This window comes from Shewanella glacialimarina (genome assembly GCF_020511155.1).
Lineage (GTDB): Bacteria > Pseudomonadota > Gammaproteobacteria > Enterobacterales > Shewanellaceae > Shewanella > Shewanella glacialimarina.
In genome coordinates this window covers 933725-954236 of record NZ_CP041216.1, presented here as the reverse complement: position 1 = coordinate 954236, position 20512 = coordinate 933725, and the positions used below count along the sequence as shown (strand labels likewise).

Below are 20512 nucleotides of genomic sequence, written 5' to 3'. Positions count from 1 at the left end.
TAAGTTGGCCATTTTTTTAGCTGAAGCCAATGCATGTTTTCAGCGACATTTTTATTGATTAATAGTCAAATCCTAACTGAGCTTTAATCCCTGCATTAAACGCATGCTTAATCGGCTGGACTTCACTCACCGTATCAGCAAGCTCGATAATCTCCCGGTGACAAGAACGCCCAGTAATAATCACATGTTGCATAGCAGGTCTATTTCTCAACGCTGTGAGTACACGCTCTAACTCGATATAATGATAGCTAACCATGTAGGTTAACTCGTCCAATAATAATAAATTAACCGACTCATCTTGCAGTAGTTTCTCTGCGTATTCCCAGGCTTCTACAGCCGCTTTAGTATCTTTTTCTTTATCTTGTGTTTCCCAGGTAAAGCCGGTTCCCATAACATGGAACTCAACCCCTGCACCTTCTAACAAATTACGTTCACCACATGCCCAAGTGCCTTTAATAAATTGCACTACCGCGGCTTTGTGACCGTGGCCGGCCGCACGTGCAACAGAGCCAAAGCCAGAAGTTGATTTACCTTTACCATTACCGGTAAGTACTAATAAAATGCCCTTTTCTTCCTGTGCTGCGGCAATTTTAGCGTCTACACCTAGCTTTACTTTTTGTTGACGTGCTTTATGGCGATCCGCCTTTTGATTATCAAGCTTAGTACTTTCAAGACTTGTATTGTCAAGATTAGTACTGTCAACATCAGTACTGTCGATGTTTGTATTGTTGTCTGTTGTCTTCTCGGTCATGAGATCACTCCGGTTAATTTGTCTAAATCAAGATGTGTTTCTAATATGGCAGCAAGACGATTTAATTGCTGTTCGCGAATGTGATTAATGTCGATAACTTCAGCTTGTGCAAGACCGGCCCATTGTAAAAGTAGCTGGCAAGCTGCTGGACTATCAAATAAGCCGTGGATATAAGTGCCCATAATCAAGTTATCTTGACTAACTTGACCATCAAACTGAGTCGCTTCAGTACCGATCTTAATAGGATGTGTAATATCACTATGGGTAAAGTTCGATACACCACAATGAATTTCATAGCCTGTAAAGCTAACCTGTTGCTGCTCTAATTGTAAGTAACCACTTACTTGAGTAAGGGTTTTATGTGTGGTTAATTCAGTATTAATATCCAACAAAGCTAAACCTTTGATGCTGCCTGCAATATCTTCTACACCGTGGGGATCATCAATCAGCTGGCCTAGCATTTGATAACCACCGCAAATACCAATAACCTTTCCACCGTAACGTAAATGCTTAGAAATAGCCTTATCCCAGCCTTGCTGGCGCATAAAAAGTAAGTCGGCACGGACATTCTTACTGCCAGGTAAAATAATCAAATCAGCATCAGGAAACACCTTATGCTGATCAGCCACACTAATATAGCGAAACTCAACCTGAGGATGCAGGCGTAATGGATCAAAGTCGGTATGATTACTGATCCGCGGAAAAACTAGCACCAATACGATTAGCTTGTTCGTGGTAAGTGAGGGGCTTAGGTTTGAAGATTCAACTAAACCGTCTTCAGCATCAAGATGTAAGTCGTGCAAATAAGGTAATACACCAAAAACAGGTTTTTTAGTATAGCTTTCTAACCAGTCAATACCGGGTTGAAGCAAACCTATATCACCGCGAAATCGATTAATCACAAAGCCTTTTACTCTAGCTTGTTCGGATTCGCTCAACAGTGCCAATGTACCCACAAGGTGAGCAAACACACCGCCTTTATCGATATCAGCAATGATTATCACCGGGCAATCCGCTACTTCGGCAAAGCCCATATTAGCGATATCACCCTGGCGTAAATTAATTTCAGCGGGACTGCCAGCGCCTTCAATAACGACCAGTGAGTACTGTTGCTGCAAGCGCCGATAAGATTGCATCACTGCCGTTAATGCTAGGGTTTTATAACCTTGGCTTTCAGGTCCAAAAAATGCTTTAGCTTCAAGTGTGGTTAACGCTTTACCATGAATAATAACTTGAGCGCCGGTATCAGAGCTAGGTTTGAGTAATACGGGATTAAAATCAGTATGCGGCTTTAGATAACAGGCTGTGGCTTGCAACGCTTGTGCTCGGCCAATTTCACCACCGTCTTCGGTTACCGCACTGTTTAACGCCATATTCTGTGGTTTGAAGGGGGCAACAGCAATATGTTTACGGGCAAAAACACGGCACAAACCAGCAACTAGAGTACTTTTACCCGCATCGGATGTGGTGCCCTGCACCATCAAAGCCCCTGTTAATGTATTTTTAATATCGCCAGTAGATGGGGTATGACTTGTATTGAATTGAGCGCTATCTATAGTCATTACGATTTAGGTGCTTTTAATGAAAGAGGTAATCCGGCAACGACTAAGCTGACTTTATCAGCCAATGAGGCGACGGCTTGATTTAGCCAGCCAGCTTGATCGACAAATTCACGGCTCAGTTCCCCCATAGGCACAATACCCGACCCCACTTCATTACTGACTAATATAATATGAGATTGCATTTGCGGCAAAGTCGACAATAACTGCTGCTTTTCCATTTGCCAGCTAGACAGGGTGCCGTTTTGTAATTGCTCTGGTGCCAAGGATAATAGATGATTAGTTAAATAGAGGGTTAAGCAGTCAACTAAAATAACCTGGTCAGCTTTATCAATTTGACCTAAACAATCAGCCAGTGCCAATGGTGTTTCAATGGTTTGCCACAACAACTGACTGGCTTGTCTATCCTGTTGATGACGAGTAATTCTTATACTCATCTCGTCATCATCCGCGGTTGCGGTTGCAATGTAAATGATGTCCATATGTTGCGGTAGCGGCTTAACAATATTGGCAACTTGCTGCTCTGCAAAGCGACTTTTACCGCTTCTGGCTCCACCGAGTACTAAATGGATCACTAACTTAAACCAACCGCCAAAATAACCAAGTAGCATATAATTTCGCTAACTTGTTGCGCGGCACCTAAGGTATCACCCGTGTATCCGCCTATTTGGCTTCTAAATAAACTGCCTAATAAAAAGCGTACTCCCCAGAGAATAATAAACAAAGCAAAAGCAGCAAAACCATTTAGCCACAATAATACAAAAATACCACTGGCTAACAAAATGAATAAATCATTTAACGATTGGTGCTTTGCTAAAGGCTTAGATTTGCCACTGTCATCTCGGACATATTTTTCACTGAATATTAAGCTTGCTGCAACCACTCGGCTTAATGTATGTGCCACAATAAAACCACTAATTGCCGCCATTGGGCTATATAATGCTAGCTCCACTAATAACTGCCATTTCAATAATAACGCTAAACCAATGGCTAACGCGCCATAACTTCCCAAGCGGGAGTCTTTCATTATCAGCAGTTTTTCTTCAACCGTCCAGCCACCGCCAAAACCATCGGCAGTGTCCGCTAAGCCATCTTCATGGAAGCCACCGGTGGCAATAACACCGACGACCATGGCCACTAATACCGCTATACTGGCCGGTAAAATAAGTTGAACTAGCCAAAATACCAAGGCACTGATTAAGCCAATCACTAAGCCTACTACACCAAAAAATCGGCTAGATTTATTGAGCTTTTCAGCATCAATTACCACCCATGATGGGATAGGAAGACGAGTAAAAAAACTTAATGCTACAAAAAATAGATTTAATTGTCTTAAACCACGGTATAGATTAGCCATACTTTCCTTAAACTACATTATTAACACCAGCATCTTCAAAACTGGCCATATCATTATAAAAATTGATTGCTGCTTGTACTATCGGTAATGCCAGCGCTGCACCCGTTCCTTCCCCTAAACGTAATCCCAGGGACAAAATAGGTTTAGCATTTAAATGCGCCAGCATTAATTTATGCCCTTGTTCTTCTGATTGATGAGCAAACACTAAATAATCTCGAGCCGCAGGGTGTAATCTTACAGCGACTAATGCCGCAGCGGTAGAGATAAACCCATCAATTAGCACTAATATTTTTCGCTCAGCCGCAGCCAAGATAGCCCCGGTCATTTGCACGATTTCAAAGCCCCCTAAATAAGCCAAAATATGCAAAGGAGAGCTAATTTTTGAACCATGTAATGCCAATGCTTGGCTAATAAGTAATTTTTTCAATGCATAGGTTTTGTCATCAATACCTGTACCGCGCCCGACGCATTGCTCAACATCTATATCAAGTAATACCGCCATAATTGCCGCAGCGGATGAGGTATTACCTATGCCCATTTCACCAAGGGCGATGACATTACAACCCGACAATACATGGCGTTCAACCACTTCACTAGCAGCCTCAAAACCTTGTGTGACTTGATCAATACTCATTGCTGGTGCCAGATGAATCGCTGCAGTACCATTACCTAATCTGTGTTCTGTCACCCCATCTAACCCCAAAGGAGCAAGTACACCAGCATCTATTACTTCTAGATTAAACCCCATTTGCCGGCAAAAAACGTTAACTGCAGCGCCACCGTTAACAAAATTAGCCACCATTTGACTAGTGACTTCGCTTGGGGCAATAGACACGCCGTACTTAGCTATACCGTGGTCGCCTGCAAACACCAATAAACCCGGCTGGTTAATATGTAATTTTGTGGCTGTAGGATCACATGAAAACTGTATTTGAGCGATTTGCTTAACTAATACTTCCAGTAAGCCTAGTGATCCCTGAGGTTTAGTTTTTTGATCAATCTTATGTTGGATCATAGCGTCAAACTGATGAGTAACAGGGACCACTGTAAACATAACCACTCCTCGTCAGGGGAATCACTGACAAATCAAAAAACGTCATTAACACTCAGCAAGCTGTTATTCACTTAACTCAGCTATTAGCGCCTGTGCCGTAAAATAAATAAGAAAAATACACTGCCAATGGCTGCGGTAATTATGCCTACTGGTAACTCTTGATTGCCTAAAATACAACGAGCTATAACATCAATCCAAACCATAAACAGCCCGCCTATAATGGCCGTTACTACCATAGGCTGGCGTCCTGGAAATAGTAAACGCACACAATGGGGGATCATCAAACCAACAAATCCAATGCCACCACAACTTGCCACTAAAATGGCGGTGATCAACGAGCACAATAACAGCATATTTAAACGCAGTTTGGCGACATTAACCCCGAGTGTATGTGCGGTTTCATCACCTGCTTGCAGCGCGACTATTTGACGTTTAAACACAAGAATAATCACTAAGCTACTAATCACAATAACACTGGGTAATACCACGCCAGCCCAACTAGCTTTAGCAAAGCTGCCTAATGTCCAAAACAGCACTGAGGCAGTGGCTTGCGGGCTTGAAAAATAAAGCACTAGACTCGTTAGCGAGCCAAATAAAAATGATGTAGCCACACCAGATAACAACATCCGCTCAATTTGGCTACTGCGTCCTAAACCAGACAAACTCAACACCAGCAGTACTGACAAACTTGCGCCCGCAAATGCGCCTATGGGCAGGAGTAAATTTTGCCAACTCCACCAAGCGAGTTGCCCAGAAGAAAGCGCAAGTAAATCAGCCTGCGCAAATAAGCCGCTTGATAGCAGGCTAAAGACCACCACAGCGCCAAATGATGCCCCAGAACTAATACCAAACAAATACGGGTCGGCTAATGGATTGCGGGTAACTGTTTGCAATACGCTGCCCGCTAAGGCCAAGCCAGCTCCAGCAACAAAAGCCAGCATAATACGCGGAAAACGCAGTTCAAATACAATCCGTTCAGTAATGCTTGCTGGATGAAAGACCAAGTCATCTTGCCAAGGCAGTCGTTGAATTATCGACGATAACACATCGGTAAAGTTGACACTGGCGGCACCAAAGCTGGCCGCGGCAATCGGGCTCATTGCTGCCAATATAGCCAATATAAGCAGAAAAAATTGGTAGCGACGGTGATCTTTAACTGGGCTCATGATTGAACCTCGCACTCACTTGAGGTTAATCCATTATCAGCAAGGGCTTTTACCTGTTTCTGGGGCATATAACCATAAAAATAATTAATCAGCGGTTTAGCATGTTGCGGATGTTTTTTGACTTCACAGCACACTTCAAATACGTCGCCAATTTGCGCTTCTGTTAGTACCTCAGTTGGACAGCCCTGCGCCACAAGCAGGCCCTTATTGAGTAATAAAAGGTGGTCACACATTGCACTTGCAAGGTTTAAATCATGAATAGACGCAATGACCGTAATACCTAAACTTTTAACTAATTCTAAAATTTGAATTTGATAACGAATATCTAAATGATTAGTTGGCTCATCTAAGATCAGTAATTTAGGACGCTGCACTATCGCTCGAGCAATCAAAGCACGTTGCTTCTCACCACCCGATAATTGGCCATATTGCAAAAATGCTTTATCAGCTAGGCCCACTAGATTAATTGCATCATTAACCAGCTGGTTATCATCGGCGGTATAGCCATCAAACATACCTTTATGCGGCGTTAAACCCATTGCAATTAATTGGCTGGTATTCATGTCGAAAAACTGCGGAGTATCTTGTTGGACTACGGCAACTTGAGTGGCAAAAGCTTTACCGTTAAATTGATTAATATCCTGACCAAATAAGGATATTGTTCCACAACTTGGGGCAATGTAACGATATAGACAACGCAATAAGCTCGATTTTCCCGCGCCATTGGGGCCAATAATTCCAAGCATTTTATTTGCTGTGAGGCTAAAACTAATATCAGCTAAAATTTGGGTGTCATCATATCGCCAACTTAGCTGATTAACGACTAAGGCAGGTATCGATGCTGGCGCATTCGCGGCCATTAGCGCTTCAACACTTTGGGAATTCACAAATCACGCCCTCGACAATGGCTTGATTTACGATTAAGTAAGCCAAGCATAAACAAGCCGAAGTTAACTAGATGGCCAATATGGGAAGCAAGAACAAGATCAAACATACACGCTCCGCTGAGTATCCCGCTCAGGCGTAAAAATGAATAGTGACAAGCTGGTATCTGACTTTTGCTGGCCACAGACATATAATATGCAGGACAAACAATCACAGTTGCGGGGACAGTTCGGGCTTACCCGATTCCCAATACTCAGCACTATATATAACACGGCTCTATTTTGGTGGTTAATGATGGCCAGTTCAATCTAAAACTGAGCTTTTCAAAACATAAGCTGCCTTGTGTGACCATTTGTAAGTCATCTGCATCAATAAATACATCTACTGTCATCAACGCGGCATAGGGTAATTGTAATTGCGTAAACACGCCAGCCTGACCTTCAGCACCTAAAAGTTGCGCCATAACACAACGCATCACCCCGCCATGCGTCACAACAAGTGCTTGATTAGTTAATTCACTTGCAAGAGCTTCATTGGTCAATTTTACAGTGGCAAAAGATTCTTCCTGAACATCACCGTTAATCGAATTCAGCATCTGACTAATAATTTGCACTAATGCCTGCTTCACTCGGGCACTAAAATCAACTAAGTGCTCACCTCCTTGTGGAGTGTTGTCATGCTGCCAGGGATTTGCCCAATACGCATCTAATTGCGCTTGGTGTCGATTATATAAGGCCTGCCAGGTTTGACCATCCCATTGGCCAAAATCAATTTCTTGTAAACTGTCTAATAGGGTTATGGGCAACTGGTGTTGTTTTGCGATAAGGTCACTAAACACAGCGCAACGCTTCAACGGGGATGAATACACAATAGTAGGGCATAGCGCTAAGCTATTAAAAGCTTGTTGCATTTGTATTAGACCTTGCTCAGACAAGGCAACATCCGTTTTACCGCGCACGATATCACCGCCAAGGCAGTGGCCATGGCGCAGGAATACCAATTGAAGATGTTTCATGGTTTTCTGCCTTGCCCTGAAGATAACAACTCGCGTATTATGGACGTCTATACGTATAAATGTCCAAACAAAATTCTGTTTGTTGAGAGCCAGCTATTCATTATTTACCCATTAACTCTTGATAAAATAATTAGTTAGATAAATATGTCACGATTAAGTTAACGTGCCACTGCATTAAAAAGGTAATCAGTTATGACCAAGTCAACTTCCTACAGTCAAGTGCTTGAACAACTGACAAACACGCTAAAAGAGCGAATTGTCATTCTCGATGGTGCTATGGGCACCATGATCCAAGACTACAAATTGGCAGAAGAAGATTACCGTGGTGAAAGATTTAAAGACTGGCATTGCGACGTCAAAGGCAACAATGACATGTTGGTCCTTAGCCAACGTCAAATCATTAAAGATATTCATACCAAGTACCTGCTCGCTGGTGCTGACATTATTGAAACCAACACCTTTAACGCTACCACCATTGCTATGGCTGACTACGACATGCAGTCGCTATCGGCTGAAATTAATTTAGAAGGTGCCCGGGTTGCCCGCGAAGCAGCCGATGAAGTGGCCGCGCAAACGGGTTATGCCCGCTATGTAGCGGGTGTGCTTGGTCCAACCAATCGCACCTGTTCAATTAGCCCAGATGTAAACGACCCTAGCTTTCGTAACGTCAGTTTTGATGAGTTAGTTGATGCTTATGTTGAATCAACTACCGCCTTAATTGAAGGTGGCGCCGACATCATTATGGTTGAAACCATCTTTGATACCTTAAATGCCAAAGCCGCCTTATTTGCCATTGAGAAAGTATTTGATCAACTTGGCGATCGCTTGCCAGTAATGATTTCAGGCACAATTACCGATGCATCTGGTCGCACATTGACCGGCCAAACCACTGAAGGTTTTTACAATTCACTGCGTCATATCAAGCCTTTATCTATCGGTCTTAACTGTGCATTAGGCCCAAAAGAACTGCGCCCTTATGTTGAAGAGTTATCCCGTATTGCTGAATGTTTTGTGTCTGCTCACCCTAACGCCGGTTTGCCGAACGAGTTTGGCGGTTACGATGAAACCCCTGAGGAAATGGCCGAAGTCATTAGTGATTGGGCCCGTGAAGGCATGCTGAATATTGTAGGCGGATGTTGTGGCAGCACACCCGCTCATATCAATACCATACGTGAATCAGTGATCAATCATGAGCCGCGCCAAATACCTGATATTCCGGTGGCTTGTCGCCTATCAGGATTAGAGCCATTAACCATTGATGGTAACTCACTCTTTGTTAACGTCGGCGAACGTGCCAACGTGACCGGCTCAGCTAAATTCTTACGCTTAATTAAAGAAGAAAAATTTGAAGAAGCCTTAGATGTTGTGCGCGAACAAGTTGAAAATGGCGCACAAATAATCGACGTCAACATGGATGAAGGCATGCTAGACGGTGCTGAGTCGATGAAAAAATTCTTAAACTTAATCGCCTCTGAACCCGATATATCCCGCGTGCCTATTATGATCGACTCATCAAAATGGGAAGTGATTGAAGCCGGCCTTAAGTGTGTTCAGGGCAAGTCTATTGTTAACTCTATTTCGATGAAGGAAGGCGAAGAAGCCTTTATCAAACAAGCCACTCTAGTCAAACGCTACGGCGCTGCAGCCATAGTGATGGCCTTTGATGAAAACGGCCAAGCCGATACCCGTGAGCGTAAAACCCAAATTTGTACCCGCGCCTATCGTTTGTTAGTGGATGTGGTCGGCTTTCCGCCTGAAGACATTATTTTTGACCCGAACATTTTTGCCATTGCTACCGGTATAGATGAGCACGACAATTATGCGGTCGATTTTATCGAATCCATTAAAGACATTAAAGCCACCTTACCCTATGCGATGATTTCTGGCGGCGTGTCAAACGTGTCATTTTCATTCCGTGGCAACAACCCTGTGCGTGAAGCCATTCATGCGGTGTTCTTATACCATGCGATTCAAGCGGGTATGGACATGGGCATTGTTAACGCTGGGCAACTAGCCATTTATGATGACATTGATGCCGATTTAAAAGAAAAGGTCGAAAACGTGGTTCAGAACCTGCCCTGCCCGGTTGCTGATTCAACCAACACGGAACAATTATTAGATGTGGCTGAAAAGTACCGTGGTGACGGCACTCAAGTGGCTAAAAAAGAGGATCTAGCATGGCGCAGTTGGCCAGTAGAGAAACGTTTATCGCATGCCTTAGTCAAAGGTATCACCGAATTTATTGATGAAGACACCGAAGCAGCAAGGCTTCAAGCAGCACGTCCACTTGATGTTATTGAAGGGCCGCTGATGGACGGCATGAATGTGGTCGGTGACTTATTTGGTGCCGGTAAAATGTTCTTGCCACAAGTGGTTAAATCTGCTCGAGTGATGAAAAAAGCGGTTGCTTTTTTAAACCCGTATATTGAACTAGAAAAAGTTGAAGGCCAATCAAACGGCCGTATCTTAATGGTCACGGTAAAAGGCGATGTGCATGATATTGGTAAGAATATTGTGGGCGTAGTCCTAGCCTGTAACGGTTATGAAGTGGTCGACTTAGGCGTTATGGTGTCGGTCGATAAAATTATGGCCGCGGTCAAAGAGCATAATATTGATATCATCGGCATGTCAGGCTTAATTACCCCGAGTCTTGATGAAATGGTGCATAACGTCAAAACCTTCCACCGTGAAGGCCTGACCATTCCAGCCATTATTGGCGGAGCGACTTGTTCTAAAATTCACACGGCTGTAAAAATTGCGCCACATTATCCACACGGCGCCATTTATATTGCCGATGCCTCGCGCGCAGTGCCTATGGTGTCTAAGCTGATTAACAATGAAACACGCCAGGCGACTATTGATGCAGAATATGCAGAATATGATGTCATGCGAGAAAAACGTTTATCGCAAACTAAACGTAAAACCATTGTGCCAATTGAAGTTGCTCGCGAAAATCGTTGCAAACATGATTGGCAAAACTACACTCCATTCACGCCCAATGTGTTAGGCCGTCAAGTTTTTGATGATTATCCACTGGAAGATTTAGTCGAGCGTATCGATTGGACACCATTCTTTAGAAGCTGGGAACTTCACGGCCGCTATCCAGATATTTTAGAGGATAAAGTCGTCGGTGAAGAAGCGCGTAAATTATTTGTTGATGGTAAAGCCATGCTTGAAACCATCATCAGTGAAAAGTGGCTAACGGCTAAAGCGGTAATAGGTTTATTCCCTGCTAATACAGTCAACCATGACGATATTGAACTGTATACCGATGAAAGCCGAACCACAGTAGAAATGACTACTCATCACTTGCGTATGCAATTAGATCGAGTTGGCAACGACAACTTCTGTTTATCGGACTTTGTTGCGCCAAAAGATTCTGGTGTCGCAGATTACATGGGTGGCTTTGCCGTCACTGCGGGCCATGGCATTGATGAGCATGTGGCACGCTTTGAAGCCAATCACGATGACTACAATGCCATTATGCTTAAATGCCTTGCAGACCGCTTAGCTGAAGCGTTTGCTGAACGCATGCATGAGCGGGTACGCAAAGAGTTTTGGGGATATGCGGCTGATGAAGTACTTGATAACGAATCCATCATTCGTGAGAAATACAAAGGTATACGTCCAGCACCAGGTTATCCGGCATGTCCTGATCATACTGAAAAAGGCCTATTGTGGGATTTACTTAAACCTGACCAAACCATTGGTTTAAATATTACCGAAAGTTATGCGATGTTCCCCACAGCTGCAGTATCCGGTTGGTACTTTGCCCATCCGAAATCTCGTTATTTTGGGGTAACTAACATTGGTAAAGACCAAGTAGAAGATTACGCAAAACGTAAAGGCATGAGCTTAGCCGAAGCCGAGCGTTGGTTATCACCTGTACTTGACTACGATACAGAGTAATTATTACTTTATATCCTTAAACAGCCCTCTTTACTCCCAAAAGTTACTCATAGCAGGCCGATACACTCAGGCCTGCTATTACTTCACTACTGATCTATCATCGAATAACTGTAACGGTAATGTTTATCAAACGAGCTCTCTAAGTTATAAAAATACCTGGATAGGCTGGCAGGTATTATTAAGCTAAGTTAATTCTGTTGAGCGATAAAACCAAATCTATCGACATTCAACTCTTGTACGCTAGCCGCCTGAGAAGTATTAACTTGTTTGATCGGTTGCTTCAAGACACGTTCTGCTTGTTGCATTAATATTTGCCAATTATGGTCATTGTCTGACTGCATAGCAAAACCAATGTTGATATTAATTCTTACGTCATCGTGTAATGGTTTAATGACTAAATTAGCCACTTTCTCTTTTAATCTAACGGTTAACCGCTGCAATTGATCCGTTGAAGTCTCTTCAAACAACAAGACAAACTTATTATCATGCTGTCTGAAAATTCCGCTATTAATATGAGCCGTAAACTCTAAAACACTGGCGACATGCTTAACAACACTATCACTACCACCGTAGCCATATTTTTCACTTATATGAGGTAGTGAATCAATCTCAACAATCATAATGGCCATGGGGGCATTTTGATAAAGACCTAACTCAAAAACTTGTTTGGCTCGATGGGGTAAAGCTTGGCGATTTAACAACCCTGTTAATGGATCAACCTGAGTAACATCTTGCAATTTGAGTTGTTGTTGACGATATACAATTAAACAACACGATAATGTTATCAACATTAAAAAAGTGAACACAGCCAAAGTACCTGACGATTGTAAAACGCGATTCCCCGCAGCACTTAAGGTTAATTGTTTATCAAAAGCTACAAATATAAATCGAACAAATTGTTGTCCAAAAAATATCAATTCGGCAAACAGAAAAGGGTAATAAATAGCGTGAAGCTTTCTAGATTTAGCCGCCAATATAATGGTCAAAACAGTACAGATATTAATAAGCATTAACAAAGGATATATATAAAGCAACCTAGATGTCAGTGACTCTAAAAAGCCTGGGACGTAATGCATTAAAAACACAATTACAGCGATCAATATCATTGATGGCCACTGAGGGGTAAGCTGAAGCTGCCGTCTGATACCGGCAAGTAAACCAAGATGAGCTAATATATAACATGCATTAGCTAAGCTGGGGCCAAGCCAATAGGGAATAGGGAAAGAGTAAGAAAGTAAGCCAATGCAACTGCTGACAAAAAATAATCCACCAGCTATGCTCCAATCTATTAAGCTGCGCTGGCGATGACCAACAACATAAAATGCGAGTAAACTGATAGCCATCATCGCACTGACTATTGCGGTTGATACGTGAAGAGTAAAAGCATCCATTGCTAAATTACATCCTAAATATGCATGTTAAGTTAATATATCGTTAAAAATAATACTTTAAAAGCAACAAACTAATATTTATCACAAATGACGCTTTATATCCGTTATAAATGCCCTGTTTTGACCCAAATAACCGTATCCTGTTCAACATAGGGATTGTGCTGACTTAAGTGTGGACTGCGTAGCCAGGTCCCAGCAGGATAATGGCCGTGCTCATCAATAAACTCGCCACTGATAACATATATTTCTTCACCACCAAAATGACGATGTGGTTGAAATTGACATCCTGCAGGCCAAAAAACTAAAGCACTGGATTCAGTTAGATGCTGATGTAACGGCATTACTTGCAACTGACCTTGGCCCGGTAACCAAGGCGCGTGTTGAGTGTCGATACGAACTTGCTTTAAATCTGATGGTTGAAACTGGTGCAACTTAACCAGTAATTCACAGCCCTGTAAACTAAAAGGGGCGTGACTAAAACCTTCGGGATTGCGAATGTATGTGCCCGCTGGATAATCGCCAGTCTCATCAGAAAACACGCCAGATAAAACTAGAATTTCCTCGCCTAATGGGTGTGGATGTGATGAAAAACGGGCACCCGCATCATATTTAACGATACTGGTTGCATGGCCTTGCTCAGCTTCTTCTCTAGCAAGACGCTTACGCCACACGCCCTTCGCGGGGCTTTTATCCCAGCCCAATTGATTAGTATCAATAACCACACGTTGGTTAAAGTCCATGTTAATTGAGTCACTTTTTATCGACGTTAAAGGATTAATCTCTGGGATATCAACATCGTTAGAATTACTACTTTGCATTACGGTTCCTCATTCACACTATGTGGTTATCATAGATTGATTAAACAGGAAAACAAGCAGGTACAATTGTGACACCTAGGTACTTTTAGGTGTATTTTAATGAAATATAAGTATTAATTTAATTTACCAGACCGATAAACAATGGGAGCCTTAAAATGCTTTCACCCAATAATGCAATATTATAAGGTCACCACAAGTTAAGGCTTACAACAAAAGCCTAGTTAATAAACTGTCGTAGCTGCAATGCTTAACAGGTCAACTAAATGTGCCCATTACAAAATGCTCAACCACCCACTTTTAGACTTTAGCTACTGATGTTTAGCTATTAGATTTTGCCAATTGCTTTTGTTGTTTATATGCCTTAGCCGATGCAGGAATTGGGGTTACTTTACCCGTTTCTAACCATTTTTTAAGACGGCTAGCATCTGCTATATGGGTATATTTGCCAAAGGTATCAAGCACCACAAATGCGACTTTTCGCTTATTCATTTCGGTCAACATAATCAAGCAATGACCGGCTTTGCTGGTATAGCCAGTCTTAGTTAGCGCGATATTCCAACCGTCTTTAAATACCAACTTGTTGGTATTCTGGAAGTCAAGATTGTATCTTGGCTTATTGAAAATAATGTGTTTTTTCTCAGTTGAACTTAACTTGCCCAATAAAGGATATTTTTGACTTTCCTGTAGCAAAATAACCAAATCCTTTGCACTGGAGACGTTATCAGCAGATAAACCTGTTGGCTCTGCATAACGAGTTTGCTCCATACCCAATGCTGTCGCTTTGGCATTCATTGCATCAATAAAAGCAAAGTAGCCACCAGGATAATGATGAGCAAGCGCTGTGGCTGCACGATTCTCTGAAGACATTAATGTCATCAGCATCATGGTTTCACGGCTAACTTCACTGCCAACTCGCACTCTGGAGTAGACATTACGCATAATTGGGGCTTGATGAATATCTACAGTAATCATTTCATCTAAAGGTAATTTAGCATCTAATACAACCATTGCAGTCATCAGCTTAGTCACTGATGCTATCGGTACTTGATGATTAATATTACTCGAATATAAAACTTCATTAGTGTTAAGGTCCACAAGCATAGCACTACCTGCGGCTAACTCTTGTTGTTGAGAGGACGCAACGGCTGTTGCTGCATAAGCCTGATGGGTTAAGCTAGCTAATAATAACAGTGTCGAAAAAGCAGATTTGAATGGCATCATCAAGGTTAATTTTTCAATAAAAAATAAAAATTAAGTATACGCTAAACAATGATTAATCAGCGAGTCAATTCATACTAAAGTAGCGCTTTAACTTCACTTTCCATGAACAAATAGCCTACGGGGTCATTACATCGTGTTATCTGCTATCCCGTAAACGATGGGGCATTAAGATAGCTATACTCATTTATTAACCATACTTGCCAGCAGTAATAACCTATAATCACAGTAAATTGGTAATAATAACAATCACAACTAGCACTCTATGCCAGCGTTAATTTACTGTTATAGTACTTATTCTGACGTAATGAAAAACGTTATACCTGTTAACTCGATTTACTTTTTAGAGGTTGGATCAGATGCTGCTTACTAATGGCTTGATCAAATGGATAATATTATGGCAATGACTATCGATGCACTTCTTGGTAAGTGGCAACAATTTCTAACCTACATCAACCCTAATAGTGCAGCTACAGAGCAAGAGTCAGAGCCGACAAATACATTATCCTTAAAAGCCATTGCGCAAACCTATCGACACCATGGACTTAGAAGCCCGCTCAAACAACAGATCTCTTATTCAGTAAATACGGATATTTACCATGTCATCGGGCGAGAACAAGCTATAGATCAAATCAACAACGCCATTGAGTTATGGCGTGATAACCAAGGTGAATTGAGCGCGATCATTGCCCCTTTTGGAGCAGGTGTCAGTACTTTTATTCAGAATATTATTCGCGGGCAACCGGAGTCTGAGCCACTATTATGGCTTAGCTTCTGTAAAGCGCCGCTGTCTTCAAAAGAAGCTATCGCCACTTTATATGATTGTTTTGATATCCAAAATGAGCCCCAATCAATTACAGATGCCATTAGATTAATCAATGCACAGCCTCAACATATTATTTTCCTGGATGACATTCATCGATTAATGCAGCGCCGAATGGGCAGTTATCAAGCTTTGGTAACATTAGCGACTATATTAATGGAAACCAGGCAAAGGCATTGCTGGATTATGGGGTGTGAAACCTATGTATGGCAAAGACTCTCTTCGCAATATCAAATTACTCATTTTATTAAAACCGTCGTTCAGCTTAAGTATTTTACTCAGACTGAATTAACCACATTTCTTACGCTTTACTTACCTGATATGGGTATAAATTTACCGCATGAAAGCAATAACACACAAGAGAATGAAGGCGATTCAGCTCTCACCATAGAGTTAAACACCCTAGAGTCCCACACCAAAACCTTAATGAAAATCTGCCAAGGCCAGCCTAGACTCGCTTTATTCATTTTAAAGCAATCTATTGATGAGCATAAGGTATCTAAACTTAGCGATCTCAACTCAAAAGATATTTTCACTATCGACACCCACGCACTAAAAAGTTTAGATGAAGAATCTCTCTTTGCACTCGCAGAAATTTATGTTCATGGCGGATTAACCGTTGAACATTTAAGCATTATTTTCAACATGTCTATCGAAGAAAGCTCGTTAAAATTGGAGTTTCTCAGCAGGCAAGGTCTATTGATAACACAATACTGTGAAAGTGATTTTGCGCGACACTTTTATCAAATACCACCAGTACTGAGTAAAATAGTCGCCACGCACCTGCTTAATCACAACAAACTTTTTAGCTTCTAATCATTACCAAAGAGAATAGGTATGGAATCAACAACAGACGCATTACAGTCGCTAATTAGCATCATCTCATTAGAGAAAATAGCCTTAATTTTATTGATATGCTTTTTTGCCTGGGCGCTATTGAATGTAATAAAAATCAGTTTAGATAAACTCACCATAAAGCTGCCAAAATATCGATTATTCTGGGGACGACTTTACCCGTTTATCCGCTTATTTATTTGGGGCTGCGTAATAATTTATACTACTGCAGGAATTATCGCACCTCACCAAAATGTAGTGTTAGCTATGATTGGTTCAATCAGTATAGTTATCGGTTTAGCGACTCAAGAACCGGCAAAAAATATGATTGCTGGCTTCATTATTATGTTAAATCCCCCCTATCGAGTGGGTGATATGGTCTCGCTCGCAGGCCATTATGGCGAAGTAATAAAACTTGAATGGAGCGTAACCTGGCTGCGAACCTTTGATGACAACACCATCATGGTGCCTAATGCTGAGGTATTAAAAAATGCCGTATCAAATGCCAATAGCGGCGCCCTAGATGAAATGGTTGTAATCAGTTTTAATTTACCTTTGCACGCCGATCATAAACAAGCCATAGCCCTTGCCAAAGAAGCTACACAATGCTCACCTTACACCTTTTTAAATAAACCCATTAGGATCATATTAGGGACAGATTTATCCTATGGGCAGCACATGCAAACCATTACCATAAAAGCTTATGTAATGGATGTACGCTTGGAAAGAAAGTTCATCAGCGATATCAATGTAAGAGTGTTAGATGCTTTTAAAGATGCGCATTTTTATGACGACAAGCAAATAATTTCGCCGTAGGTTACGTTATAATCGAGATAATGTTAAAAACAACTAATGGAATTGCCTAATGACTCAAGATGAAATGAAAAAAGCGGCCGGCTGGGCTGCATTAAAATATGTCGAAAGAGATACCATTGTAGGTGTAGGTACTGGCTCAACGGTTAATCATTTTATTGATGCACTAGCAACAATGAAAGATGATATTAAAGGCGCGGTTTCAAGCTCGGAAGCATCAACAGCAAAAATGAAACAATTAGGCATTGAGGTATTTGATCTAAACAATGTTGCAGATATAGCCGTGTATGTCGATGGCGCCGATGAAATTAACGACCGCATGGATATGATTAAAGGCGGTGGTGCAGCTTTAACTCGTGAAAAAATTGTTGCCGCAGTTGCCCAAAAATTCATTTGTATTGTTGATAACACTAAACAAGTATCGATATTAGGCGACTTCCCGCTACCTGTAGAAGTTATCCCGATGGCGCGTTCATATGTGGCACGTGAATTAGTTAAATTAGGCGGTGATCCTGAATATCGTCAAGGTGTCGTGACCGATAATGGTAATGTGATAATAGATGTTCACAATATGAAAATTTTAGATCCCAAAGTAATGGAAACTAAAATTAATGCCATAGTCGGCGTTGTGACTAATGGCTTGTTTGCTAACCGTGGCGCAGATGTATTACTAGTGGGCACACCTGAAGGCGTCAACACTGTCACCTCAAAGTAACAGCTTTTTATACTGCTACTTTTGATATAGCTATTTTTTAGCTACTTCAAAGGCTAAAACAACATTCTCGCCCAATAAAAAACCCTAACTGGATAAATTAGGGTTTTTTATTTATCTAGCACATGCGCATACAAGATGTAATAGTTGTTGCCTCTGAGAAAAAGTATAGAAAAGGTAATTCATTACTGAACTACAGATACTAATAACCATGTCCTGCACATCAAAGCATCTTATACTTTAAACATACTCACTGATTTATGCAGCCCAGCTGCGCGAATACGTAGGTCTTCTGATGATGCCGCATTCGATGCAGAGGCTTGTGATGACTCATCAGCTATGTCACGAATAACCACCACGTTTTTATTAACCTCAGCAGCCACCATGCTTTGCTCCTCAATTGCCGCTGCAATTTGAGTACTCATGTCCATAATATTAGTCACATCTTCGTTAATTAAGCGTAGTAATGAACCCGCACTTGCCGCCTGCTCAGCACTTTCTGCACCTTGGCGCTGGCTAGTTTCCATCAACTGTACAATAGAACGAGTCCGTGTTTGCAAGGTACTGATAATAGCTGCAATCTCTTCAGTAGACTCTTGGGTTCGCATCGCTAAACTTCTAACCTCATCGGCAACAACTGCAAAACCGCGACCTTGTTCACCTGCTCTAGCGGCTTCAATTGCGGCATTAAGTGCCAGTAAGTTCGTTTGCTCTGCAATCCCTCGGATAACATCTAATACGCTGCCAATAGTCTTACTGTCCTGTTCAAGCTCGCGAACCACTTTAGCTGAATCATTAAGCTGACTGGCAAGTAGTTGAATTTTTGCTATCGTTTCTTCGACGCCAATTTGACCACTCTTTGCGTTATCGTGGGTTTGGCTGGCTTTTAATGCGGCTAATTCAGTGTTATTAGCAATTTCATCAATTGTGGCGCCCATTTCAGTAATGGCGGTTGCTACCATGTCAGTTTCATTCAGCTGCCTTAACACGCCTTCTGATGCTATAGAAGCATTGTTAGACAGCTCCTGACAGGAAGTATTCATTGCATCAACAGCTTCATTGACTTGTTCAATCAAATGTTGAAATGACCCCACCATGCTATTAAAGTGAGTGGCAATTCGTGACAACTCGTCATCTCCGGAGTCATCACAACGCAGGGTTAAATCTTTAGTTTGCTCAATACTGGCAATTACGCGGGTAATATTTTCAACTGGGGTAATAATGCTACGAAGAATATAATAAGTGGATATCGACAAAGCCAAGGTAATCAATAAGAAAATACCGCCACCTAAATATATGCCATTTTCTTCTGCTTGATTAATTTCAGCTAAAGTTTGCTCTTTCAACGCTTTACTATCGTCATCGGTTTTATAAATAGCATCACGTAACGCCTTCATTTTACCGTCAACTTCAGTCAAGCCAAACTCTTGCTCTTTACTCACTAAAGCCTGAAAATCAGCCTGATATTGGTCAATACTCGCCTGTAATTCGTCTTTAACACCTGAAGCTAAGAAAGAGTTATTAACTGACTGTTTAAATTCGCTTATATAAGATTTAAATGAATCAATATATTTGGGGTCGCGGCGTAACATAAAATCTTTTTCGTTACGACGAAGCTGTAACATAATAACAAGTAATCCATTTTCATTATTGCTGCTTAAGATAGATTCCACATTATGAACAGCTTCCCTTAACCGACCATACAAACCTGTTTTAGGCGTTAAGCCTATTTCTTTTTGCAGCACCACGACATCGTTAAATGTCAATTTATAAGTCTGGACACTGTCTTTTAAACCATTTAAAGCCGTAAGGGGGATATTGCGATCATTTAACACTTCTCCGACACGCTCAAACAATATATTTAGATCGGCGAAATTCTGTTGATGATTTTCAAGGTAGATAACATCCAATCTGTTTAAGAAATCTTTTTCTTCTTTTCTCAGTTGATAAATTTCTTTTTCAATTTCAATTACACTGGTTGTTGCCAATGCCAGCTGCTGTTGTACATTAGTCGAATATTGTTGTAAGGCAAACATAGCAACAAGTGCCGAGATCGATATGGCTGCACTCAACAGAAGCTTAGATCGGATTAACATAGCGCATCCTTTTTTGATTTTAATAGATAATATATAGTCGTTTTTATGTAAGTAAGCTAATAAAGAAACTAAAAATCAAGCCAAAAATTAAGCTAAATATTCTTTACAAAA

The 20512-nt window shown here is 41.4% G+C and carries 16 protein-coding genes and 1 riboswitch; of the genes, 4 read left to right on the top strand and 12 right to left on the bottom strand.

Translation table 11 applies throughout. The annotated features are described in order from the left end of the window. Window positions 1-58: 58 nt before the first annotated feature. From cobO to FJ709_RS03980, 8 genes are all read right to left on the bottom strand, one after another. On the bottom strand, window positions 59-751 hold the full coding sequence (gene cobO / locus FJ709_RS04015) for a cob(I)yrinic acid a,c-diamide adenosyltransferase (RefSeq protein WP_226413661.1): 693 nt from the start codon (window positions 749-751) through the stop codon (window positions 59-61). Then, window positions 748-2313 (bottom strand): cobyric acid synthase, encoded by a 1566-nt coding sequence (locus FJ709_RS04010; protein WP_404830010.1) that lies wholly within the window; start codon window positions 2311-2313, stop codon window positions 748-750. The genes cobO and FJ709_RS04010 overlap by 4 nt, the downstream gene beginning before the upstream one ends. Further along, entirely contained in the window at window positions 2313-2885 is a 573-nt protein-coding gene (cobU, locus tag FJ709_RS04005; RefSeq protein ID WP_226415838.1) for a bifunctional adenosylcobinamide kinase/adenosylcobinamide-phosphate guanylyltransferase, read from the bottom strand. The genes FJ709_RS04010 and cobU overlap by 1 nt, the downstream gene beginning before the upstream one ends. Continuing rightward, window positions 2885-3667, bottom strand: coding sequence for an adenosylcobinamide-GDP ribazoletransferase (locus FJ709_RS04000; RefSeq protein WP_226413659.1), 783 nt, complete (start codon window positions 3665-3667; stop codon window positions 2885-2887). The genes cobU and FJ709_RS04000 overlap by 1 nt, the downstream gene beginning before the upstream one ends. Before the next feature lie 7 nt (window positions 3668-3674). Further along, window positions 3675-4721 (bottom strand): nicotinate-nucleotide--dimethylbenzimidazole phosphoribosyltransferase, encoded by a 1047-nt coding sequence (gene cobT, locus FJ709_RS03995; RefSeq protein WP_226413657.1) that lies wholly within the window; start codon window positions 4719-4721, stop codon window positions 3675-3677. Between the two features lie 83 nt (window positions 4722-4804). After that, window positions 4805-5887, bottom strand: a complete 1083-nt coding sequence (locus FJ709_RS03990; protein ID WP_226413655.1) for a FecCD family ABC transporter permease — start codon at window positions 5885-5887, stop codon at window positions 4805-4807. Beyond that, window positions 5884-6747 (bottom strand): ABC transporter ATP-binding protein, encoded by an 864-nt coding sequence (locus FJ709_RS03985; RefSeq protein ID WP_226415836.1) that lies wholly within the window; start codon window positions 6745-6747, stop codon window positions 5884-5886. Before FJ709_RS03985 ends, FJ709_RS03990 begins: the two co-directional genes overlap by 4 nt. Before the next feature lie 165 nt (window positions 6748-6912). After that, window positions 6913-7061, bottom strand: a riboswitch (cobalamin riboswitch). Continuing rightward, window positions 7032-7787, bottom strand: coding sequence for a histidine phosphatase family protein (locus FJ709_RS03980; protein WP_226413653.1), 756 nt, complete (start codon window positions 7785-7787; stop codon window positions 7032-7034). It overlaps the preceding riboswitch by 30 nt. Window positions 7788-7979: 192 nt before the next feature. Between FJ709_RS03980 and metH the strand changes: the two genes are divergently transcribed. Further along, a complete protein-coding gene (gene metH / locus FJ709_RS03975) occupies window positions 7980-11696 on the top strand; it encodes a methionine synthase (RefSeq protein WP_226413651.1) in 3717 nt (1238 codons plus the stop codon). Between the two features lie 188 nt (window positions 11697-11884). On the opposite strand, the gene FJ709_RS03970 is transcribed toward metH, so the two are convergent. The 3 genes from FJ709_RS03970 to pbpG all read right to left on the bottom strand — a co-directional run bounded on the left by FJ709_RS03970 (window position 11885) and on the right by pbpG (window position 15123). After that, window positions 11885-13087 carry a GGDEF domain-containing protein gene (locus FJ709_RS03970; RefSeq protein WP_226413649.1) on the bottom strand — a complete coding sequence of 401 codons (1203 nt, stop codon included), beginning with the start codon at window positions 13085-13087 and terminating at the stop codon, window positions 11885-11887. Window positions 13088-13191: 104 nt separating this feature from the next. Continuing rightward, entirely contained in the window at window positions 13192-13827 is a 636-nt protein-coding gene (locus FJ709_RS03965; RefSeq protein ID WP_226415834.1) for a cupin domain-containing protein, read from the bottom strand. Window positions 13828-14223: 396 nt separating this feature from the next. After that, a complete protein-coding gene (gene pbpG / locus FJ709_RS03960; RefSeq protein ID WP_226415832.1) occupies window positions 14224-15123 on the bottom strand; it encodes a D-alanyl-D-alanine endopeptidase in 900 nt (299 codons plus the stop codon). 385 nt (window positions 15124-15508) lie between these two features. On the opposite strand from pbpG, the gene FJ709_RS03955 reads away from it, so the two are divergent. From FJ709_RS03955 to rpiA, 3 genes are read left to right on the top strand one after another with little or no spacing between them, the layout of a single operon-like run. Beyond that, entirely contained in the window at window positions 15509-16762 is a 1254-nt protein-coding gene (locus FJ709_RS03955) for a hypothetical protein (RefSeq protein ID WP_226413647.1), read from the top strand. A 21-nt stretch (window positions 16763-16783) separates the two neighbouring features. Further along, on the top strand, window positions 16784-17596 hold the full coding sequence (locus FJ709_RS03950; protein ID WP_226413645.1) for a mechanosensitive ion channel family protein: 813 nt from the start codon (window positions 16784-16786) through the stop codon (window positions 17594-17596). A gap of 49 nt (window positions 17597-17645) precedes the next feature. Beyond that, window positions 17646-18308 carry a ribose-5-phosphate isomerase RpiA gene (rpiA, locus tag FJ709_RS03945; protein ID WP_226413644.1) on the top strand — a complete coding sequence of 221 codons (663 nt, stop codon included), beginning with the start codon at window positions 17646-17648 and terminating at the stop codon, window positions 18306-18308. Between the two features lie 230 nt (window positions 18309-18538). Here rpiA and FJ709_RS03940 read toward each other — a convergent pair whose 3' ends face one another. Next, complete coding sequence (locus FJ709_RS03940; protein WP_226413642.1) at window positions 18539-20401, bottom strand: methyl-accepting chemotaxis protein; 1863 nt, start codon at window positions 20399-20401, stop codon at window positions 18539-18541. Window positions 20402-20512: the final 111 nt, after the last annotated feature.

What these genes read in the sequence shown, in the direction of transcription:
- FJ709_RS03980 (WP_226413653.1), bottom strand. Translation starts at nt 7,787, where the DNA reads ATGAAACATCTTCAATTGGTATTCCTGCGCCATGGCCACTGCCTTGGC.
- FJ709_RS03985 (WP_226415836.1), bottom strand. Translation starts at nt 6,747, where the DNA reads ATGGCCGCGAATGCGCCAGCATCGATACCTGCCTTAGTCGTTAATCAG.
- FJ709_RS03965 (WP_226415834.1), bottom strand. Translation starts at nt 13,827, where the DNA reads ATGGACTTTAACCAACGTGTGGTTATTGATACTAATCAATTGGGCTGG.
- pbpG (WP_226415832.1), bottom strand. Translation starts at nt 15,123, where the DNA reads ATGCCATTCAAATCTGCTTTTTCGACACTGTTATTATTAGCTAGCTTA.
- FJ709_RS03950 (WP_226413645.1), top strand. Translation starts at nt 16,784, where the DNA reads ATGGAATCAACAACAGACGCATTACAGTCGCTAATTAGCATCATCTCA.
- metH (WP_226413651.1), top strand. Translation starts at nt 7,980, where the DNA reads ATGACCAAGTCAACTTCCTACAGTCAAGTGCTTGAACAACTGACAAAC.
- FJ709_RS04000 (WP_226413659.1), bottom strand. Translation starts at nt 3,667, where the DNA reads ATGGCTAATCTATACCGTGGTTTAAGACAATTAAATCTATTTTTTGTA.
- cobT (WP_226413657.1), bottom strand. Translation starts at nt 4,721, where the DNA reads ATGTTTACAGTGGTCCCTGTTACTCATCAGTTTGACGCTATGATCCAA.
- FJ709_RS03990 (WP_226413655.1), bottom strand. Translation starts at nt 5,887, where the DNA reads ATGAGCCCAGTTAAAGATCACCGTCGCTACCAATTTTTTCTGCTTATA.
- FJ709_RS03955 (WP_226413647.1), top strand. Translation starts at nt 15,509, where the DNA reads ATGGATAATATTATGGCAATGACTATCGATGCACTTCTTGGTAAGTGG.
- FJ709_RS03940 (WP_226413642.1), bottom strand. Translation starts at nt 20,401, where the DNA reads ATGTTAATCCGATCTAAGCTTCTGTTGAGTGCAGCCATATCGATCTCG.
- cobO (WP_226413661.1), bottom strand. Translation starts at nt 751, where the DNA reads ATGACCGAGAAGACAACAGACAACAATACAAACATCGACAGTACTGAT.
- FJ709_RS04010 (WP_404830010.1), bottom strand. Translation starts at nt 2,313, where the DNA reads ATGACTATAGATAGCGCTCAATTCAATACAAGTCATACCCCATCTACT.
- rpiA (WP_226413644.1), top strand. Translation starts at nt 17,646, where the DNA reads ATGACTCAAGATGAAATGAAAAAAGCGGCCGGCTGGGCTGCATTAAAA.
- FJ709_RS03970 (WP_226413649.1), bottom strand. Translation starts at nt 13,087, where the DNA reads ATGGATGCTTTTACTCTTCACGTATCAACCGCAATAGTCAGTGCGATG.